The 17,133-nt window shown below is 59.0% G+C and carries 17 protein-coding genes; 14 read left to right on the top strand and 3 right to left on the bottom strand.

Features of this window, described 5'->3' with window-relative positions; all coding sequences use genetic code 11:
• The first annotated feature begins 54 nt into the window (after positions 1-54).
• The 11 genes from rpoE (at position 55) to cysQ (ending at position 9,715) form a co-directional block, all read left to right on the top strand.
• Entirely contained in the window at positions 55-636 is a 582-nt protein-coding gene (gene rpoE / locus AB5Y86_RS06640; RefSeq protein WP_005335411.1) for an RNA polymerase sigma factor RpoE, read from the top strand.
• 22 nt (positions 637-658) lie between these two features.
• Positions 659-1,261, top strand: coding sequence for an RseA family anti-sigma factor (locus AB5Y86_RS06635; RefSeq protein WP_005335409.1), 603 nt, complete (start codon positions 659-661; stop codon positions 1,259-1,261).
• A 21-nt stretch (positions 1,262-1,282) separates the two neighbouring features.
• A complete protein-coding gene (locus tag AB5Y86_RS06630) occupies positions 1,283-2,263 on the top strand; it encodes a MucB/RseB C-terminal domain-containing protein (RefSeq protein ID WP_005335407.1) in 981 nt (326 codons plus the stop codon).
• A gap of 93 nt (positions 2,264-2,356) precedes the next feature.
• The gene (locus AB5Y86_RS06625) at positions 2,357-2,818 is read left to right on the top strand and encodes a SoxR reducing system RseC family protein (RefSeq protein WP_201972855.1); all 462 of its coding nucleotides are present in this window, start codon (positions 2,357-2,359) and stop codon (positions 2,816-2,818) included.
• Between the two features lie 116 nt (positions 2,819-2,934).
• Entirely contained in the window at positions 2,935-4,728 is a 1,794-nt protein-coding gene (lepA, locus tag AB5Y86_RS06620; RefSeq protein WP_005335396.1) for a translation elongation factor 4, read from the top strand.
• A 3-nt stretch (positions 4,729-4,731) separates the two neighbouring features.
• Entirely contained in the window at positions 4,732-5,655 is a 924-nt protein-coding gene (lepB, locus tag AB5Y86_RS06615; RefSeq protein ID WP_005335395.1) for a signal peptidase I, read from the top strand.
• Positions 5,656-6,327, top strand: coding sequence for a ribonuclease III (rnc, locus tag AB5Y86_RS06610; RefSeq protein WP_005335394.1), 672 nt, complete (start codon positions 5,656-5,658; stop codon positions 6,325-6,327).
• Complete coding sequence (gene era, locus AB5Y86_RS06605; protein WP_005335393.1) at positions 6,324-7,223, top strand: GTPase Era; 900 nt, start codon at positions 6,324-6,326, stop codon at positions 7,221-7,223. The genes rnc and era overlap by 4 nt, the downstream gene beginning before the upstream one ends.
• Positions 7,224-7,934, top strand: coding sequence for a DNA repair protein RecO (recO, locus tag AB5Y86_RS06600; protein ID WP_005335391.1), 711 nt, complete (start codon positions 7,224-7,226; stop codon positions 7,932-7,934).
• An 84-nt stretch (positions 7,935-8,018) separates the two neighbouring features.
• Positions 8,019-8,756: a pyridoxine 5'-phosphate synthase gene (gene pdxJ, locus AB5Y86_RS06595; RefSeq protein WP_368192441.1), complete on the top strand. Its 738-nt coding sequence runs from the start codon at positions 8,019-8,021 to the stop codon at positions 8,754-8,756.
• A 203-nt stretch (positions 8,757-8,959) separates the two neighbouring features.
• Positions 8,960-9,715 carry a 3'(2'),5'-bisphosphate nucleotidase CysQ gene (gene cysQ, locus AB5Y86_RS06590; RefSeq protein ID WP_368192491.1) on the top strand — a complete coding sequence of 252 codons (756 nt, stop codon included), beginning with the start codon at positions 8,960-8,962 and terminating at the stop codon, positions 9,713-9,715.
• Between the two features lie 79 nt (positions 9,716-9,794).
• On the opposite strand, the gene AB5Y86_RS06585 is transcribed toward cysQ, so the two are convergent.
• The 3 genes from AB5Y86_RS06585 to AB5Y86_RS06575 all read right to left on the bottom strand — a co-directional run bounded on the left by AB5Y86_RS06585 (position 9,795) and on the right by AB5Y86_RS06575 (position 12,281).
• The gene (locus AB5Y86_RS06585; protein ID WP_047436050.1) at positions 9,795-10,091 is read right to left on the bottom strand and encodes a YciI family protein; all 297 of its coding nucleotides are present in this window, start codon (positions 10,089-10,091) and stop codon (positions 9,795-9,797) included.
• Positions 10,092-10,115: 24 nt separating this feature from the next.
• Entirely contained in the window at positions 10,116-10,667 is a 552-nt protein-coding gene (locus tag AB5Y86_RS06580) for a septation protein A (protein WP_128835008.1), read from the bottom strand.
• Between the two features lie 90 nt (positions 10,668-10,757).
• Positions 10,758-12,281, bottom strand: coding sequence for an aminotransferase class V-fold PLP-dependent enzyme (locus tag AB5Y86_RS06575; RefSeq protein ID WP_368192440.1), 1,524 nt, complete (start codon positions 12,279-12,281; stop codon positions 10,758-10,760).
• A gap of 175 nt (positions 12,282-12,456) precedes the next feature.
• On the opposite strand from AB5Y86_RS06575, the gene AB5Y86_RS06570 reads away from it, so the two are divergent.
• The 3 genes from AB5Y86_RS06570 to AB5Y86_RS06560 form a co-directional block, all read left to right on the top strand.
• Positions 12,457-13,092, top strand: coding sequence for a hemolysin III family protein (locus AB5Y86_RS06570; RefSeq protein WP_042080056.1), 636 nt, complete (start codon positions 12,457-12,459; stop codon positions 13,090-13,092).
• Positions 13,093-13,219: 127 nt separating this feature from the next.
• Complete coding sequence (locus AB5Y86_RS06565; protein WP_005335335.1) at positions 13,220-14,881, top strand: putative transporter; 1,662 nt, start codon at positions 13,220-13,222, stop codon at positions 14,879-14,881.
• 231 nt (positions 14,882-15,112) lie between these two features.
• On the top strand, positions 15,113-17,133 hold a 2,021-nt coding region (locus AB5Y86_RS06560; RefSeq protein ID WP_368192490.1), incomplete at its 3' end, for a retention module-containing protein.

The raw sequence follows: 17,133 nt of genomic DNA, 5'->3' as shown, positions 1-17,133 counted from the left end.
TTAGGAAGGGCCGGAAAAGAAAAACGATAACCTGATGGGGGTTTTACGGCTCTGATGAGCGACCAGAATCTACTGGACGAACAGCTGGTTGAACGGGTCCAGCGCGGCGATAAAGCAGCTTTCAACCTGTTGGTAAAAAAATACCAGCATAAGGTGGTCAACCTGGTTGCCAGGTATGTCAACAATCCCGGTGATGTGCCCGATGTGGCGCAAGAGGCCTTTATAAAAGCCTACCGTGCATTGCCGACATTCCGTGGCGAAAGTGCTTTTTACACTTGGTTGTACCGAATTGCCGTGAACACGGCGAAGAATTATCTCACCTCCCAGGGGCGCAGGCCGCCCAGCAGTGATGTGGAGGCTGACGAAGCGGAGTCTTATGGTGGTGGTGAAGCCTTGCAAGAGGTCTCAACCCCCGAAAACCTGGCGCTGACTGACGAGATCAAACGCACCGTGTTTTCAGCCATAGAGGCATTGCCGGAAGACCTGAGGACAGCTATCACCCTTCGCGAACTGGAAGGGCTGAGCTACGAAGAGATTGCCGAAATCATGGATTGCCCAGTGGGTACGGTCAGATCCCGTATCTTCCGGGCGAGGGAAGCAATCGATAAAAAGCTGCAACCTCTGATCGAGAATTAACTGGGGAAAGACGGGTTAACTTATGGCAAATAAAGAGCAAATCTCTGCCCTGATGGATGGTGACCTGAGTGACGCAGAGGTACTGAACGAGCTGGAGATGGACTCCGACTTGCAAGATACCTGGGGTCGTTACCACCTGATCGGCGATGCCATGCGGGGTGACCTGCCGGTCAATCTGCAACTGGATCTCAGTGACAGCATCATGGCTGCGCTGGAGGATGAGCCCACCATACTGGCACCCAAGCCGGTCGAGACGGCTCCCGTGCTGCAACCTGCCGTTGCACCGGTCAAGACAGATTCCAATGTGGTTCCGTTGTTCCGCCGTGTCGGTCAGCAGCTGGGTCAATATGCCATTGCGGCATCTGTGGCCGCTGCCGTTATCTTCGGGGTGCAGCAGTATCAGGGACAGGATGGCGTTCCGGCCAATCCGGTGCTCAATACCATTCCAATCGGTGGCAGTGCGGCGCCTGTGAGTGTTCACTATCCGCAACAGGATGGCGCCCGAGCCCGTCAGCAAGGGCTGACCGAACAGCAGATGCAGGAGCAGCGGGAGCGGATTAACGCCTTCCTGCGTGACCACCAGTTGCAGCAGCGCCTGTTGCAAGACAGACAGATCCAACAATAACGAATTGTCAGGGATACAAACGTGCGCCAGTCCAGCCGTATTTTGCTGGCCTCTCTCCTGCTGATTAGTGCCAAGGCCTCGGCCGACGATAAGTCGGCCGAGGCCTTGTTGCAGCAGATGCAGAGTGCCGTGCAGCAACAGAATTTCGAGTTGTCCATGGTCAAGGCCCGTCAGGGGCGTCTTGAACCGATCCGGATCAGCCATGCCGTGATCAACGGCAAGGAAGTGGCCCACCTCAGTTACCTCGACGGCAAGGCGATCGAGTATCTCCAGCGCCAGAACGAATACACCTTCTTTGAAAACAGCCACGATCCCTACACCCTGAAGGATGCCCGCTTCCCCGGCATCTGGTCGACCCTGGTGAAGATGCCGCTGGCGCAGGTGCTGGAGAGCTATGATCCTGTGCTGGCCGGCCGCAGCCGGGTCGCCGGTGTGGTGGCACAGGTGGTGAGGCTGGTGCCTAAAGAGGCCGATAAATATGGTTTCGTGCTCTGGATTGATGAGCAGAGCCACTTGCTGCTGCGGATCGACATGGTCGAGCGGGAAGGCAATCTGGTGGAGCAGGTGCTCGGTGTCGAGCTGGATCTGCAGAGCAAACCGGCCCCTTGGCTGGTGAAGCTGGCCAACAGCAAGCAGCCTCCGGCGCTGGCGTTGGAGGACGCCTATCCAGCGCCACAACAGCAGTTGAACTGGCAGATTACCTGGCTGCCCGATGGCTTCAAGGTGCTGTCGCAAGACCGGCACCAGCTGGTGACCACCAGTATGCCGGTGGATTACATGATGCTCTCCGACGGGCTGGTGGATCTCTCGGTTTACGTCTCCCGGGTCGATCCCAAGCAGGCGGTGCGCCAGCAGCTGATCCGCCAGGGGGCAACCTCGCTGGTGAGCTATGTCAACGAGGTAGGGGTCGAGATCACCGTGGTCGGCGAGGTGCCTGCCGAAACCGCCAAGCGCATCGCCGAGTCGGTCCAGCCGCTGGCCCGCAACGAAGCGGTGCAGTAACGGGGGATGCGGGGTTGTTCCCCGCTTGCCGAGCGTGGCGAGTCGTGGTCAGATCCCCTGATTGTGTGAACCCGAGGTGTTGCCGTGAATGAGATGAGTGAAGAGCTGGCGACCGTGGTGGCCATTGAGGGTGACCATGCCTGGGTGGAGTGCGAGCGTCGCTCCGCCTGCAGTGGTTGTCAGCAGCAGTCCAACTGCGGTACCGGCACCGTGGCCAAGGCATTTCCCCTGAAAGCTCCCCGCTTGCGGGTCAGGCTGACCGCCGAGGTGCGGGTTGGCCAGCAAGTGAGGCTCGGTATCCCGCAAGAGAGTCTGCTGCGCGGGGCTACGCTGGTCTATGTGCTGCCGCTTTTCTGTCTGTTGGCCGGCGCCTTGCTGGGGCAGCTCTGGCTGGCGCCGCTGCTCTCGGGCGGGGAGGGGATTACCATTCTCTGCTGCCTGCTGGGGGGCGTGCTGGGCTTTTTACTGGTTCGTTACTTTTCCAACCGCCTGGATCAGGGGCGCTACGGCCCGCAGATGCTCGGCGTGGTCGTCCCTGTCCGCATCCTCCCCTGACTGAACAGGCGCTATTTCACTGGCGCTGGCGACTAAAGAATGGCCGTCAGCCGGGTTATCCAGTAAAATCGCGCCTCCATAACTGACCTTAACTAATTTTGAGTGACTCTTGCTCGATGAAACACATTCGTAACTTTTCGATTATTGCGCACATCGACCACGGTAAATCGACCCTGTCGGACCGTCTGATCCAGACTTGCGGTGGCTTGTCCGACCGCGAGATGCAGGCTCAGGTGCTTGACTCCATGGATCTGGAGCGCGAGCGCGGCATTACCATCAAAGCACAGAGTGTGACCCTGAACTACCAGGCACAAGACGGTAACACCTACCAGCTGAACTTTATCGACACCCCGGGCCACGTGGATTTCTCCTACGAGGTCTCCCGCTCTTTGGCGGCCTGTGAAGGGGCGCTGCTGGTGGTGGATGCCGGCCAGGGGGTTGAGGCACAGACTCTGGCCAACTGCTATACCGCCATGGAAATGGATCTGGAAGTGGTGCCGGTGCTGAACAAGATTGACCTGCCGGCCGCAGAACCCGAGCGGGTTGCCGAGGAGATCGAAGACATCGTCGGTATCGACGCGGTTGATGCGGTGCGCTGCTCCGCCAAGACCGGCCTGGGTGTTGATCTGGTGCTGGAAGAGATCGTCGCCAAGATCCCGGCACCGGAAGGTGACCCGGATGCCCCGCTGCAGGCGCTGATCATCGACTCCTGGTTCGACTCCTATCTGGGCGTTGTCTCTTTGGTTCGGATCAAGAACGGTTCCCTGAAGAAGAACGACAAGATCAAGGTGATGAGTACCGGTCAGGTGTGGGGGGTCGATCGTATCGGTATCTTCACGCCCAAGCAGGTGGATACCCAGGGTCTGGGTTGCGGCGAGGTAGGTTGGGTTGTCTGCGGTATCAAGGACATCCACGGCGCGCCGGTGGGCGATACCCTGACTCAGGCCAAGAACGGTGCCGACAAGGCGCTGGCTGGCTTCAAGAAGGTGAAGCCGCAGGTTTATGCGGGTCTGTTCCCCATCTCCAGCGATGACTACGAGTCGTTCCGTGACGCCCTCGACAAGCTCTCCCTGAACGATGCCTCCCTGTTCTTCGAACCGGAGAGCTCCACTGCGCTGGGCTTCGGCTTCCGTTGTGGCTTCCTCGGTATGCTGCACATGGAGATCATTCAGGAGCGTCTGGAGCGTGAATACGATCTGGATCTGATCACCACGGCGCCGACCGTAGTGTACGAGATCGAGCTGACCGACGGTTCTACTATCCACATCGACAGCCCGGCCCAGATGCCCGCCATCACCAGCATCAAGGAGATGCGCGAGCCGATCGCCGAGTGTCATATCCTGCTGCCGCAGGAGTACATGGGCAACGTCATCACCCTCTGTATCGAGAAGCGTGGCGTGCAGACCAACATGGTCTACCACGGCAAGCAGGTGGCACTAACCTATGAAATCCCGATGGCGGAAGTGGTGCTCGACTTCTTCGACCGTCTGAAATCCACCAGTCGTGGTTACGCCTCGCTGGACTATGGCTTCAAGCGTTTCGAAACCTCCGACATGGTCCGTCTGGATATCATGATCAACGGTGAGCGGGTCGATGCCCTGGCCATCATCACCCACAAAGACAACGCCCAGTATCGCGGTCGTCAGGTGGTGGAGAAGATGCGCGAGCTGATCCCGCGCCAGATGTTCGATATCGCGATTCAGGCGGCCATCGGCAACCAGATCATCGCTCGCAGCACCGTCAAGGCTCTGCGTAAAGACGTAACCGCCAAGTGTTACGGTGGTGACGTGAGTCGTAAGAAGAAACTGCTGAACAAGCAGAAAGAAGGTAAGAAGCGGATGAAGTCCCTCGGCCGTGTCGACGTGCCGCAGGAAGCCTTCCTCGCGATTCTCCACGTCGGAAAGGATTAATAGATGGCAAGCACGTTTTCCCTGATCCTGGTGGTGGTCTGCGCGATCACCGGTGTTATCTGGTGTCTGGACAAGATGATTTGGTCCAAGCAGCGCGCCGCCAAGATTGCCGTGGCTCGTGCCCATGGCGGTGCCCACCTGGATGAGAAGACCCTGGCCAAGGTGGCCCCCGTGCCGGTCTGGATTGAGCAGACCGCCGGGGTCTTCCCGGTCATCACCTTTGTGCTGATCCTGCGTTCGTTCATTTTTGAACCGTTCCAGATCCCGTCAGGTTCCATGATGCCCACCCTGCTGGTGGGCGACTTCATCCTGGTGGAAAAATTTGCCTACGGTCTGCGGGACCCGGTGACCAACACCAAGTTCCTCGAGACTGGCGAGCCCAAGCGTGGCGACGTGGTGGTGTTCAAGTATCCCCTTGAACCGCGCGTTGACTACATCAAGCGGGTGGTCGGCATGCCGGGTGATCGGGTTATCTATCGCAACAAGGAGCTGATGATCCGGCCCAAGTGCGAAGAGCAGGAAGGGAAAACGTGTCCGGGCTTCAAGAAGCTCGACGTCAAGTTTGAACAAAGAGGCGAATTTACCCAGATGGGGATCCCCCTTGATCGCTATACCGAGCAGTTGGGCGATGTCTCCCACGAGACCCTGCGCAATCCGCTGATGCCCGACATGGTTGGCCGTTACTATCGCCAGCCCGGCACCTACCCCGACGAGTGGGTGGTACCGGAAGGCCAGTATTTCGTGATGGGCGACAACCGCGACAACAGCACCGACAGCCGCTTCTGGGGCTTTGTGCCCGAGCAGAATCTGGTCGGCAAGGCGGTCGCTATCTGGATAAGTTTTGAATTCGAGCGCGAAGAAGGCTCCCTGCTGCCAAGTTGGGTACCGACAGGTGTGCGCTTCAACCGCATTGGCGGAATCAAGTAAATGAATATCAAGATGAACAGACTGCAGTCCCGTCTCGGGCACGTCTTTGCGGATCTGGAACTGCTGACCCGCGCGCTGACTCACCGCAGCGCCGGTTCCCGTCACAATGAACGACTGGAATTTCTGGGTGACTCGATTTTGAGTCTGGTGATTGCCGATGATCTGTTCCACCGCTTCCCGCAAGCGGCGGAAGGGGATCTCAGCCGGATGCGCGCCACCCTGGTGCGCGAGAAGACCCTGGCCGAACTGGGCCGGGAGTTTGACCTCGGGGATCACCTGATCCTGGGCCCCGGCGAACTCAAGAGCGGCGGTTTTCGCCGCGAATCCATTCTGGCCGACACGGTCGAGGCGGTGATCGGTGCCGTCTATCTGGATACCAATCTTGAGACGGTGCGGACACTGCTGCTGAGCTGGTACGCCAGCCGCCTGGAAGAGATCAAGCCGGGCATCGAGCAGAAAGATCCCAAGACCCGTCTGCAAGAAATTTTGCAGGGAAGCCGCAAATCCCTGCCGACCTACACTGTGACCAACGTCAAGGGCGAGGCCCACAACCAGGAGTTCACTGTCCAGTGTGACGTGGAAGGTCTGGATGGTCCCCTCGTCGGGGTCGGCACCAGCCGTCGCAAGGCCGAACAGGCCGCGGCGCAGCAAGCATTGGAAAAACTGTCATGACAGATACCACCTACTGCGGCTTTGTTGCCATCGTGGGCCGCCCGAATGTGGGCAAGTCCACCCTGCTCAACAAGCTGCTTGGCCAGAAGGTCAGCATCACCTCGAAGAAGCCCCAGACCACCCGTCACCGGATTTTGGGGATCGACACCGAGGATAACTACCAGACCATCTATGTAGATACCCCGGGTCTGCACATTGAAGAGAAACGGGCCATCAACCGTCTGATGAACCGTGCCGCCACCAGTTCGCTGGGTGATGTGGCCATGGTGGTGTTCATGGTCGACGGTACCCACTGGACCAAAGACGACGAGATGGTGCTGGGCAAGCTGCGCAATCTCAAGTGCCCGGTGGTGCTGGCGGTCAACAAGATCGACAACGTCAAAGAGAAAGAAGATCTGCTGCCGCACCTTGAGTGGCTGGGCCAACAGATGAACTTCGCCCATATTCTGCCCATCAGTGCCGAAAAGGGCACCAACGTGGAGAAGATCCGCGAGTGGGCCAAGGATCTGCTGCCGGAAAACGTCCACTTCTTCCCGGAAGATTACGTGACCGACCGCTCTTCCCGCTTTATGGCCTCCGAAATCATCCGCGAGAAGCTGATGCGCTTCACCGGTGAGGAGCTGCCCTACTCGGTGACGGTGGAGATCGAGCGCTTCAAGGTGGAAGAGAACGGCCTCTACCACATCCACGGCCTGATCCTGGTCGAGCGCGATGGCCAGAAGAAGATGGTCATCGGCAACAAGGGCGAGAAGATCAAGACCATCGGCACCGAAGCGCGCCTCGACATGGAACGTCTGTTCCAGAACAAGGTGCACCTCGAGCTGTGGGTTAAGGTCAAGTCGGGCTGGGCTGATGATGAGCGCGCCCTGCGCAGCCTCGGGTATGGCGACGACTGATTGCTGACTCCAGCTTTCGTCATCCACAGTCGGCCCTATCGGGAGACCAGCCAGCTGGTCGAGGTCTTCACCCAGGATAGTGGCCGATTTACTCTGGTGGCTCGCGGTTCTCGCGGGCCACGCTCCCCTCTCAAGGGGCTGCTGCAACCCTTTACCCTGCTCACCATCGCCTGGCGTGGCAAGGGGGATCTCAAGAACCTCACCCAGGTCGAATGCCCGGATCACTCCCTGCGTCTCGGCGGCGATCGCCTCTTCTACGGCCTCTATCTCAACGAGCTGGTCTACTACCTGCTGGAAGCGCACACCCCGTTCCCCGAAGTATTCGATGCCTATGCCCGTGCCATCATGGCGCTGGCCGACGGCGAGACGCCGGAGCTGCCGCTGCGTCGCTTCGAGTTCCTGCTGTTGCAGGCGCTCGGCTATGCGGTGGATTTCGAATACACGGCGGACGACGAGTCGCCCATCGAGCCGACCTTGCTCTATGGCTTCGAGCGTGAATTGGGCTTTGTTGCTTGCGAGCGGGCGCCGGATCCCCGTACCCTGTTTCTCGGTGCCCACCTGCTCGCCTTTGCCGAGGGACGTTTCGATACCCCTCCCTTGCTGCAGGCGGCCAAACGTTTCAGCCGATTGGCGTTGCAACCCTATCTGGGCAAGCGCCAGCTAAAGAGCCGGGAGCTGTTTTTAAAACGCAAAGCCAGCATGCAAGGCTGATACAGATTACAGACATACGGATATTGGCGCGGTGTGATTCGCTGACCGCGCAGTCAACAGATGAAGCCTTTCAAGGAGTTCTCAATGAGTGAAATCTATCTGGGTGTGAACATCGACCATATCGCGACTCTGCGCAACGCCCGTGGCACCCAGTATCCGGATCCGGTACAGGCTGCGTTCGTGGCCGAGCAGGCCGGGGCCGATGGCATTACCGTGCATCTGCGTGAAGATCGCCGCCACATCACCGACCGCGACGTGGAGATCCTGCGCCAGACTATCCAGACCAGAATGAACCTGGAGATGGCGGTGACCGAAGAGATGATCGGCATCGCCTGCCGCATCAAGCCCCACTTCGTCTGTCTGGTGCCGGAGAAGCGCACCGAAGTGACCACCGAGGGCGGTCTGGACGTGTCCGGTCAGCTGGACAAGGTGACTGACGCAGTTGCCCGCCTCTCTGCTGTGGGTGCCCAGGTATCCCTCTTTATCGATGCCGATCCCATCCAGATTGATGCAGCTGCCGAGAGTGGCGCCCCCTTTATCGAGATCCACACCGGCCGTTACGCCGATGCCACCACCGATGCCGAGCGCAACGCCGAGTTCAAGCGTATCGCCGCCGGCGCCTCCTATGCCGCTGGCAAGGGGCTCAAGGTCAATGCCGGCCATGGCCTGCACTACCACAACGTCAAGGCCATCGCCGCCATCCCCGAGCTCTATGAGCTCAATATCGGCCACGCCATCATCGGCCGCGCCGCCTTCGATGGTCTGGCCAAAGCCGTGAGCGATATGCGCCTGCTGATGAAGGAAGCCCGTCAGGGGATCTGAGTTGCAAAATAGGCCCGCGGCCTGAGACAGGCTGCCAAAAACAACAAGGGACGCCACGGCGTCCCTTGTTGTTTTTGGCCCTGTTCAAACGATGGCGACTCCCGCGCCGTAATAACCCAGCACAATCGGCTATAAGCAGTTGATGTCAAAAGGGTTACACTGGTTGACCCTGTGAGTTGGACGAGATTGTTATGGATCACACCCTGTACCACCCCGATATCACCGAACTTGAACCTGTCGCCCGCGCGGCGGGGGCGGCCATCATGGCCATCTACAGCCAGCCCTTCGCGGTGGAGTACAAGAGCGACGAGAGCCCGCTTACCGCTGCCGACAAGGGGGCTCATGAGGTGATCGTTCAGGGGTTGGCACGGCTGACTCCGGATATTCCCGTACTGTCTGAGGAGTCTGGGTCCGAGGTGATGGCGGCGCGCCACGGCTGGTCCCGCTACTGGCTGGTGGATCCCCTCGACGGAACCAAGGAGTTTGTCTCCCGCAACGGCGAGTTCACCGTCAATATCGCGTTGATTGAAGGGGGGGCGCCGCGTTGGGGGCTGGTCTATGCCCCTGTGCTGGACAAGCTCTGGTATGGCGGAAAGGGGCTCGGTGCCTGGCGTATCGCCGATGGCAAGCGCGAGCCTATCCAGACCCGGCCTCATCGTGAAGGCGAGGCGTGGCGAGTGGTGGGCAGTCGCAACCACCTGTCGCAGGAGACCCTCGATTTCTTGGCTCCTTTTGGCGAGATCGAGCTGGTCTCGATGGGCAGCTCCCTCAAGTTCTGTATCATTGCCGAGGGGTGCGCCGAGCTCTATCCGCGCCTCGCTCCTACCTGCGAGTGGGATACTGGTGCGGCGCAGGCGGTGCTGGAGGGGGCGGGGGGCAGCGTCACCCAGCTCGATGGCTCGTCCCTTGCCTACAACAAGCCCGATATCCTCAACCCCTGGTTTGTCGCCAGGGCGTGAGGCTGATATCGGGATGCAAAAAGGCCGGACTGGAGTGAACTGCCAGTCCGGCCTTTTTTATTTCGCTATGTGCTTTGGATCAGAAGACCTTCTTGAACGGCTTGATGGTGACCTTGGCATAGACGCCAGCTGCCACATAGGGATCGGCATCGGCCCAGGCTTTGGCGTCAGCCTGCGAGGCAAACTCGGCGATGACGGTGCTGCCGGTAAAGCCTGCATCTGCCGGATCTTCGGCATCGATAGCCGGGTTGGGGCCGGCGGTCAGCAGCCGACCCTCATCCTGCAGGGCTTGCAGGCGAGCCAGATGGGCAGGGCGAACTTGCTTGCGCAGTGGCAGGCTATCGGGGACATCTTCGGAGTAGATGAGATACCACATGAGACAATCCTTTTCTGATGAGGGTTATTTTTTCAGCTGTTCTTTTTGATCAGCCGGAATGTGGCGGTAGAGGTAGACGCCACTCAGCAGGGTAAAGACCAGCGTCATCCCCAGCAGGCCGAACACCTTGAAGTTGACCCACATCTCCTGCGGCAGGTTGAACGCCACGTAGAGGTTGAGCAGGCCACAGACGGTAAAGAAGCCGACCCAGCCGAGATTGACCTTGTCCCAGACTGCATCGGGTGCCTGCAGCTCCTTGGCCAACATCTGTTTGATCAGATTCTTGCCAAAGCCGTAGCGGCTGATGAGCAGACCCAGTGCGAACAGCACGTTGATGACAGTCACTTTCCACTTGATGAAGGTGTCATCGTGGAAGAAGACGGTGAGGCCGCCGAAGAAGCCGACCAGCAGGAAGGTAAAGAGCTGCATCTTCTCGACCTTGCGATAGCGGATCCAGCTATAGGCGAGCTGCAGACCGGTGACTACCACCAGTGCGCCGGTGGCCATGTAGATGTCGTAGAACTTGTAGACCGCGAAGAAAACGATAAGTGGAATAAATTCAATAAATTGCTTCATTGTTGGCGCCTAGTCCTCAAAGATGGCCTGCAAATTTCGCCCAGTCTACCTGTACAGCAGACAACGGCAAATGAATAAGACCGCTCATTTTTACGCCGGTTCCGCGCTATCGCCAAACAGTTGGCGAGCAATGGTGAGCCCCAGTCGCTGCTGATCGGCCAGCAGGTCGCGGATATGGCGCTCTTCAATCAGGGGATTGAGCAGCACGGCACGCAACAGGGTAAGCGGCTGGGCACCGTAGCGCACCACGGCCCGCTGGGTACGGGAGACAAAGCTGTGCCCCTCGGCCCGCTGGGCTTTTTGTAGCGCCACGTTGAAGGCGTTGATCTGCTCGTTGGCCGCTTCGTCCAGCACCTTGCCCTGCAGATGGGGCGGGATGCAGCGGTAGGAGAGCAGGTTCATCACCGGTGCCGACATCAGCTCGAAGGCGGGGTCACTTTCGATGAACTCGGCCATTAGCCGGGCTCGGTCGTAGTTGGCCTCGATCAGGTCGGCATAGCCTTGCTGGCCGAAGAGCTGGAAAGCGGCATCCAGATAGAGGGCGTTGGCCGGGCGGGTGCCCTCCAGCGTAAAGCGACCCTGATCGAACGAGGTGGCGCGAATGGCGTAGGGCGCCTCTCGCTTGACCGCCATCATCAGGTCGGGCTGGCGGCAGAGCAGCATGCCTGTACCAAGCGGCACCAGCAGTTGCTTGTGGCCATCGAGGGTGACGGTGTCGGCCTGCTCTATTCCGGCCAGCAGACCTTGATAGCGGGGGGAGAAGAGGGTCGGGCCGCCCCAGGCCGCATCCACGTGGAAGTGGATCTGCTCGCGCTCGGCGATGGCTGCCAGCTCCGGCAGCGGATCGATGGAGCCAAAATCGGTACTGCCTGCCACGCCGACCAGCGCCAGCACTTTCAATTTCTGCTCTTTGCACTGGATCAGCGCCTGCTCCAGCGCAGCCAGACTGAGACGGTTCTGCTCGTCGGTCTCAAGGCGCCAGACGCTGCGGGCGCCCAGTCCCAGCAGATCCATCCCCTTGTCGAAGGAGTAGTGCATCAGCCGGGAACCCAGAATGACGGCGCCGCGATAGCCCTGCTCAAAGAGGGCGAACAGGTTGTCGCCACAGGCGCTGTTGCGGGCCAGCCAGAGGGCGGTGACGTTGGCGATGGTGCCACCGCTGGTCATGACGCCGAGGGCGGCATCCTTGGCATGCATCTGCTCGCCGTAGAAGGCATCGTCCCTGCCATAGATGAGGCGGTGCAGCTTGGCCAGCACCTCCCGCTCCAGAAAGCTGAGCAGGCGGGAGGACTCCATCTTCATCGGATTCTGGTTGAGCATCACCAGCAGGCGCGACAGCTCGGCGGTATAGGCCGGAAGGGGCGCCGTCATGTGGCCCATGTAGCGTGGCGAGGTGAGGTGCGAGGCGCCGGGCACCAGAGTGGCCAGCCGCGCCAGATACTCCTCGATAGGTTGGCCGACTGCAGGCATGCGGGATTGATCGAGCTGGTGGGTGAACAGGTCGCGCTGATAGGGGGCCTGACTGTCGTCGGAGTGGTGGAAGCTCTCCAGCAAGGTGTTCATCGCCTCGCCAAAGGCGGGATCTGCTTGTGCAAACAGCTCAGTCAACTTCATCAGGTTCTCCAGACCAGGTCACCGGGGTAGGTGTCTATGCCGCTTGTCTCGGGCATCGGCGGCAGAGCATACACCAAAGGTTGGCAGGTGACAGCCACTCCATTTTTTAAGCGAACACTTGTACTCCGAAATGGCGCTGGGTAGAGTGAGCCGCAGTTATTGTGGAGTCGATGTTATGAGTGGTGTGATGGATTACTCCCCCCGGGAGGAGCTGGCAAACAGGCTGAGTCATGGTGCGGGATTGTTGCTGGGGATTGTCGGGCTGGTGCTGTTGCTCATCAAGGGATGGGGGCAGGGTACGCAGGCGCTGGTGAGCTACAGCCTTTATGGTGGAAGTCTGGTGCTGCTCTATCTCGCCTCGACCCTCTATCACAGCATGGGGTCAGGGCGGGCCAGACGTTGGTGCAAGGTGTTTGATCACTGCGCCATCTATCTGCTGATTGCCGGCACCTATACCCCCTTCCTGCTGGTGGCGCTCGACACGCCGCTGGCGAAGGGCTTGATGGTGGTGATCTGGGCCCTGGCGCTGGCTGGTGTGGTGTTCAAGCTGGTGTTTATCAACCGCTTCAAGAAGTTGTCGCTCTTTACCTACCTGATGTTGGGCTGGCTGTCGCTGGTGGTCATCTATCAGCTCTATATCCATCTGGCCGGTGAGGGGCTGCTGCTGCTCGGGCTCGGTGGCCTTATCTACAGCCTCGGGGTCATCTTCTATGTGGCCAAGCAGATCCCCTATAACCACGCTATCTGGCATCTCTTTGTGCTGGGTGGCAGTGTTTGTCACTTTATGGCCATTTACGGCTACGTCGCCTAACGTCTTGCAACTAGCCCTTAATTGGTATTTTTAGCGCGTAAAAGGATAAATTCGTGCGGTATCACACAGTTGGCATCAGCGTTTGCTGACAAGCTAGGGCCAGTTCAATTCGCAAAGGATGCACGAAATGAGTGAAATCGCGCTTTCCATCAGCATGTTGTCGCTGGTGGCAGTGCTAGGACTCTGGCTGGGAAACTGGCGAGTCTATGGCGTTGGCTTGGGAATAGGGGGGGTGCTGTTCGGCGGCATCATAGTGGGTCACTTTGCAGGCGCCTCCGATCTCGCGCTGGATGCACAAACGCTTCACTTTATTCAAGAATTTGGCCTGATCCTGTTTGTCTATACCATCGGCATCCAGGTTGGGCCGGGTTTCTTCTCGTCATTGCGCAGTTCGGGTCTCAAACTCAACGCCTTTGCCGCTTTGCTGGTCATCCTTGGCTGCGTGGTGGCCGCTGGCTTGCATCAATTTTTCGATGTGCCGTTGCCGGTCATTCTGGGGGTCTTCTCCGGTGCCGTCACCAATACGCCATCCCTCGGTGCTGGCCAGCAGATCCTGGCCGAGCTGGGCGCCGCGCCTGGCTCTACCGGCCTGATGGGGATGGGCTATGCGGTTGCCTATCCGTTTGGTATCTGTGGCATTTTGCTCACCATGTGGCTGGTCAGGGTCTTCTTTCGCATCAAGATCGACGATGAAGCCGCCCAGTTCGAGCTACAAACCGGTAAAACCAAGGAGAGCTTGCAGACCATCAACATCGCGGTGCGCAACCCCAACATGCACGGCCTGATGCTGAGCGAGATCCCGAGTCTCGACGAGTCTGATGTCATCTGTTCACGGCTCAAACGGGGCGACGAGCTGATGGTGCCACGGCCGGAATCCCGTATCGAACTGGGTGACTTGCTGCACCTGGTGGGTGAGCGTCACGCGCTGCACAAGGTGTTGCTGGTGTTGGGGGAGGAGGTGGAGACCTCGCTCTCGACCCGGGGCACCGATCTGCGCGTCGAGCGAGTAGTGGTGACCAACGAGCAGGTTCTTGGCAAGAAGATCCGCGATCTGGACATCAAACAGCGCTATGACGTGGTGATCTCCCGTCTCAACCGTGCCGGTATCGAACTGGTGCCGACCAGCCAGACCAGCCTGCAGTTTGGTGACATCCTCAACCTGGTTGGCCGTCTCGATGCCATCGAAGCGGTGACCAATGTGGTCGGCAACGTGCAGCAAAAGCTGCAACAGGTGCAGATGTTGCCGGTATTTATCGGGATTGGCCTTGGCGTATTGCTCGGCTCCATCCCCTTCTACCTGCCCGGTTTCCCGGCCGCTCTCAAATTGGGTCTGGCGGGTGGGCCGCTGGTGGTGGCGCTGATCCTGTCGCGGATCGGCAGCATCGGCAAGCTTTACTGGTTCATGCCCCCCAGTGCCAACCTGGCGCTGCGGGAGATCGGGATCGTGCTGTTTCTGGCGGTGGTCGGCTTCAAGTCCGGTGCCGGTTTCGTCGATACCCTGATCAACGGTGATGGCCCAGCCTGGATGCTCTACGGCATGGCGATCACCCTGATCCCGCTGCTGGTGGTCGGTGTGCTGGCGCGCCTCTACGGCAAGATGAACTATCTGACCCTGTGCGGCTTGCTGGCCGGCTCTATGACTGATCCTCCCGCGCTGGCCTTTGCCAACGCCATGCACCCGACCAGTGGCGCCAGTGCGCTCTCATACGCCACTGTCTACCCGCTGGTGATGTTCCTGCGGATCATCTCGCCACAGCTGCTGGCTATAATCCTCTGGGCGGGAGCCTAGGATTCATCCTGACGGGAGCATGCCTTGTCATGCTCCTGTCATCATTCTGTAATTTATTGATAATTTTGGTTTTTACCACTCTCGCAACCTCGCTTTATACACTTCTGTCTGGCTGAACAGTTCAGCCTCAAATCGGTCTATCCTTTCGAATTTTCGAGCTGGTTATTTTTCCCCTCAGTCTGCAAAGTAGGCTGTGGCTTATTGCATTCAAATCAGGATTCAGGAGAGAACATGATCACCAATGCCGTTACCTTGGAACAGGGCGTAACCGTAACCCAACTTAAAGGACAAATTTATCTGGTTGCCGCAGATGGCAGCCGGAAGCTGTTGGCTGAAGGTGATGTGCTGCCGAAAGGGGCGGTGATCATGTCGCCGGATGGCGCCAGTTTCATGGGCGGCGGACAGTCGTTCACTGTGCAACCAGCCAGCGAACAGAGTGAGCCTGCCGAAGAGGGAGATGCTCCCCAGCTGGCGCAAAACGGCGCTGCAGGTACTCCTGATGATATCAGTGCCCTACAACAGGCCATTTTGGGCGGCGCGGACCCGACCCAGGCCTTTGAAGCCTCTGCCGCAGGCGGTGCACCTGCCGCCGGTGGTGGCGGTATTGGGGGCGTCGCCGGTGCCAGTGGCAACGGCGGTTTTGTTACCATCGACCGTACCGGTTCCGCAACCATTGCTGAAGCTACCTTCGATACCACCTACAACGCCAATGGTGAGCCACCGTTGGGTGCTGCTGGCGAAGATGAGGTATTTGACCTGACTCCGCCCACCATTTCCGTCGTTGCGCCAGACAACACCAATGACACCACTCCGACCCTGACCGGAACCACAGATGCTCCCGTTGGCAGCATCGTGACCCTGCTAGTCACCGATGCAAACGGTAATCAACAAACCCTGACCGCGATTGTCACACCCAGCGGTACCTTCACCGTGGATGTGGTGACCCCTTTGGCTGAGGGCTCTTATACCGTGACCGCCACAGTGACAGATCCTGCAGGCAATACCGGCAGTGCTACCGATGACGGCAGCGTTGACAGTGCATCACCTTCCGCTCCACAGGTCGAAATCCTAGATGGGACAGATAGTGTCATCTCTGCTAATGAGCGTGAAACCGGAGTGGGTGTCATTATCCGTTTACCGGGTGATGCCAAGATCGGCGATCGCCTTGATGTAGACTGGAATGGTGATGGCGTGCCTGATTCCAGCACTATTCTGACAGCCGATGATATCGGCCGTACACAGGTTACTTTGACCATACCCACCACGGATCTGCCGGTCAACGGCCCGATCACGGTGGATGCCACTCTGACCGACCCTGTGGGTAACACCTCACCCAAGGGAACCGACAACAGCGTGGTGAATGCAGCCCCCTTGCCAAGCAACGACCAGTTCAGCGTGGAGGAGGACGGCACCGTCACCATTAATGTGCTTGGCAACGACACAGACGCGGATGGTGATCGCCTCACTATTACCTCCATCAATGGCCAATCCATTGCCGAAGGCGGCACAGTAGCGATCAGTAATGGTTCCGTCACCTTGAGTAATGGCCAGCTGATCTTTACGCCAGCCCCTGATTTCAATGGTGATATCTCTTTTGAATATACCATTACCGATGGTGTGAACAGCTCGACAGGCGGTGTTACCGGAACTGTTACCCCCGTCAATGATGCTGCCATCATCGCGGGTGACGACACCGGCGCTGTGACTGAAGATGCCAGCCCAGATGTACTGACCGATACCGGCGTGCTGACAGTGACCGACGTGGACGGCGCGGATGAAGTGGCGTTCAAGACCGACGCGGCCAGCATCACCGCGAGTCCGGATGCACTGGGCAGCCTGAGCATCACGGCTGACGGCACCTGGACCTACAACGTCGACAACAGCCTGGTGCAGTACCTGGGCAAAGGCGAGACCAAGCAAGAGACCTTCACCGTGCAGAGTGTCGATGGCACACCGCACACGGTGACCATCATCATCACCGGGGTGAACGACGGCTCGGTACAGATCAGCGGCAGCGATGACGCGGGCGCGGTGACCGAAGACCTGAACGTCTCGAGCACAGGCCTGCTGAGCGACAGCGGCCAGCTGAAGATCAGCGACGTGGACGGCGCGGATGAGGTGGCGTTCAAGACCGACGCGGCCAGCATCACCGCGAGCCCGGATGCACTGGGCAGCCTGAGCATCACGGCTGACGGCACCTGGACCTACAACGTCGACAACAGCCTGGTGCAGTACCTGGGCAAAGGCGAGAC

The organism is Aeromonas sp. s8 (genome assembly GCF_040907785.1).
In the GTDB taxonomy this organism is placed as follows: domain Bacteria; phylum Pseudomonadota; class Gammaproteobacteria; order Enterobacterales; family Aeromonadaceae; genus Aeromonas; species Aeromonas veronii.
The sequence above is the reverse complement of the archived record's forward strand: the minus strand, read 5'-3'. Positions and strand labels throughout refer to the sequence as shown.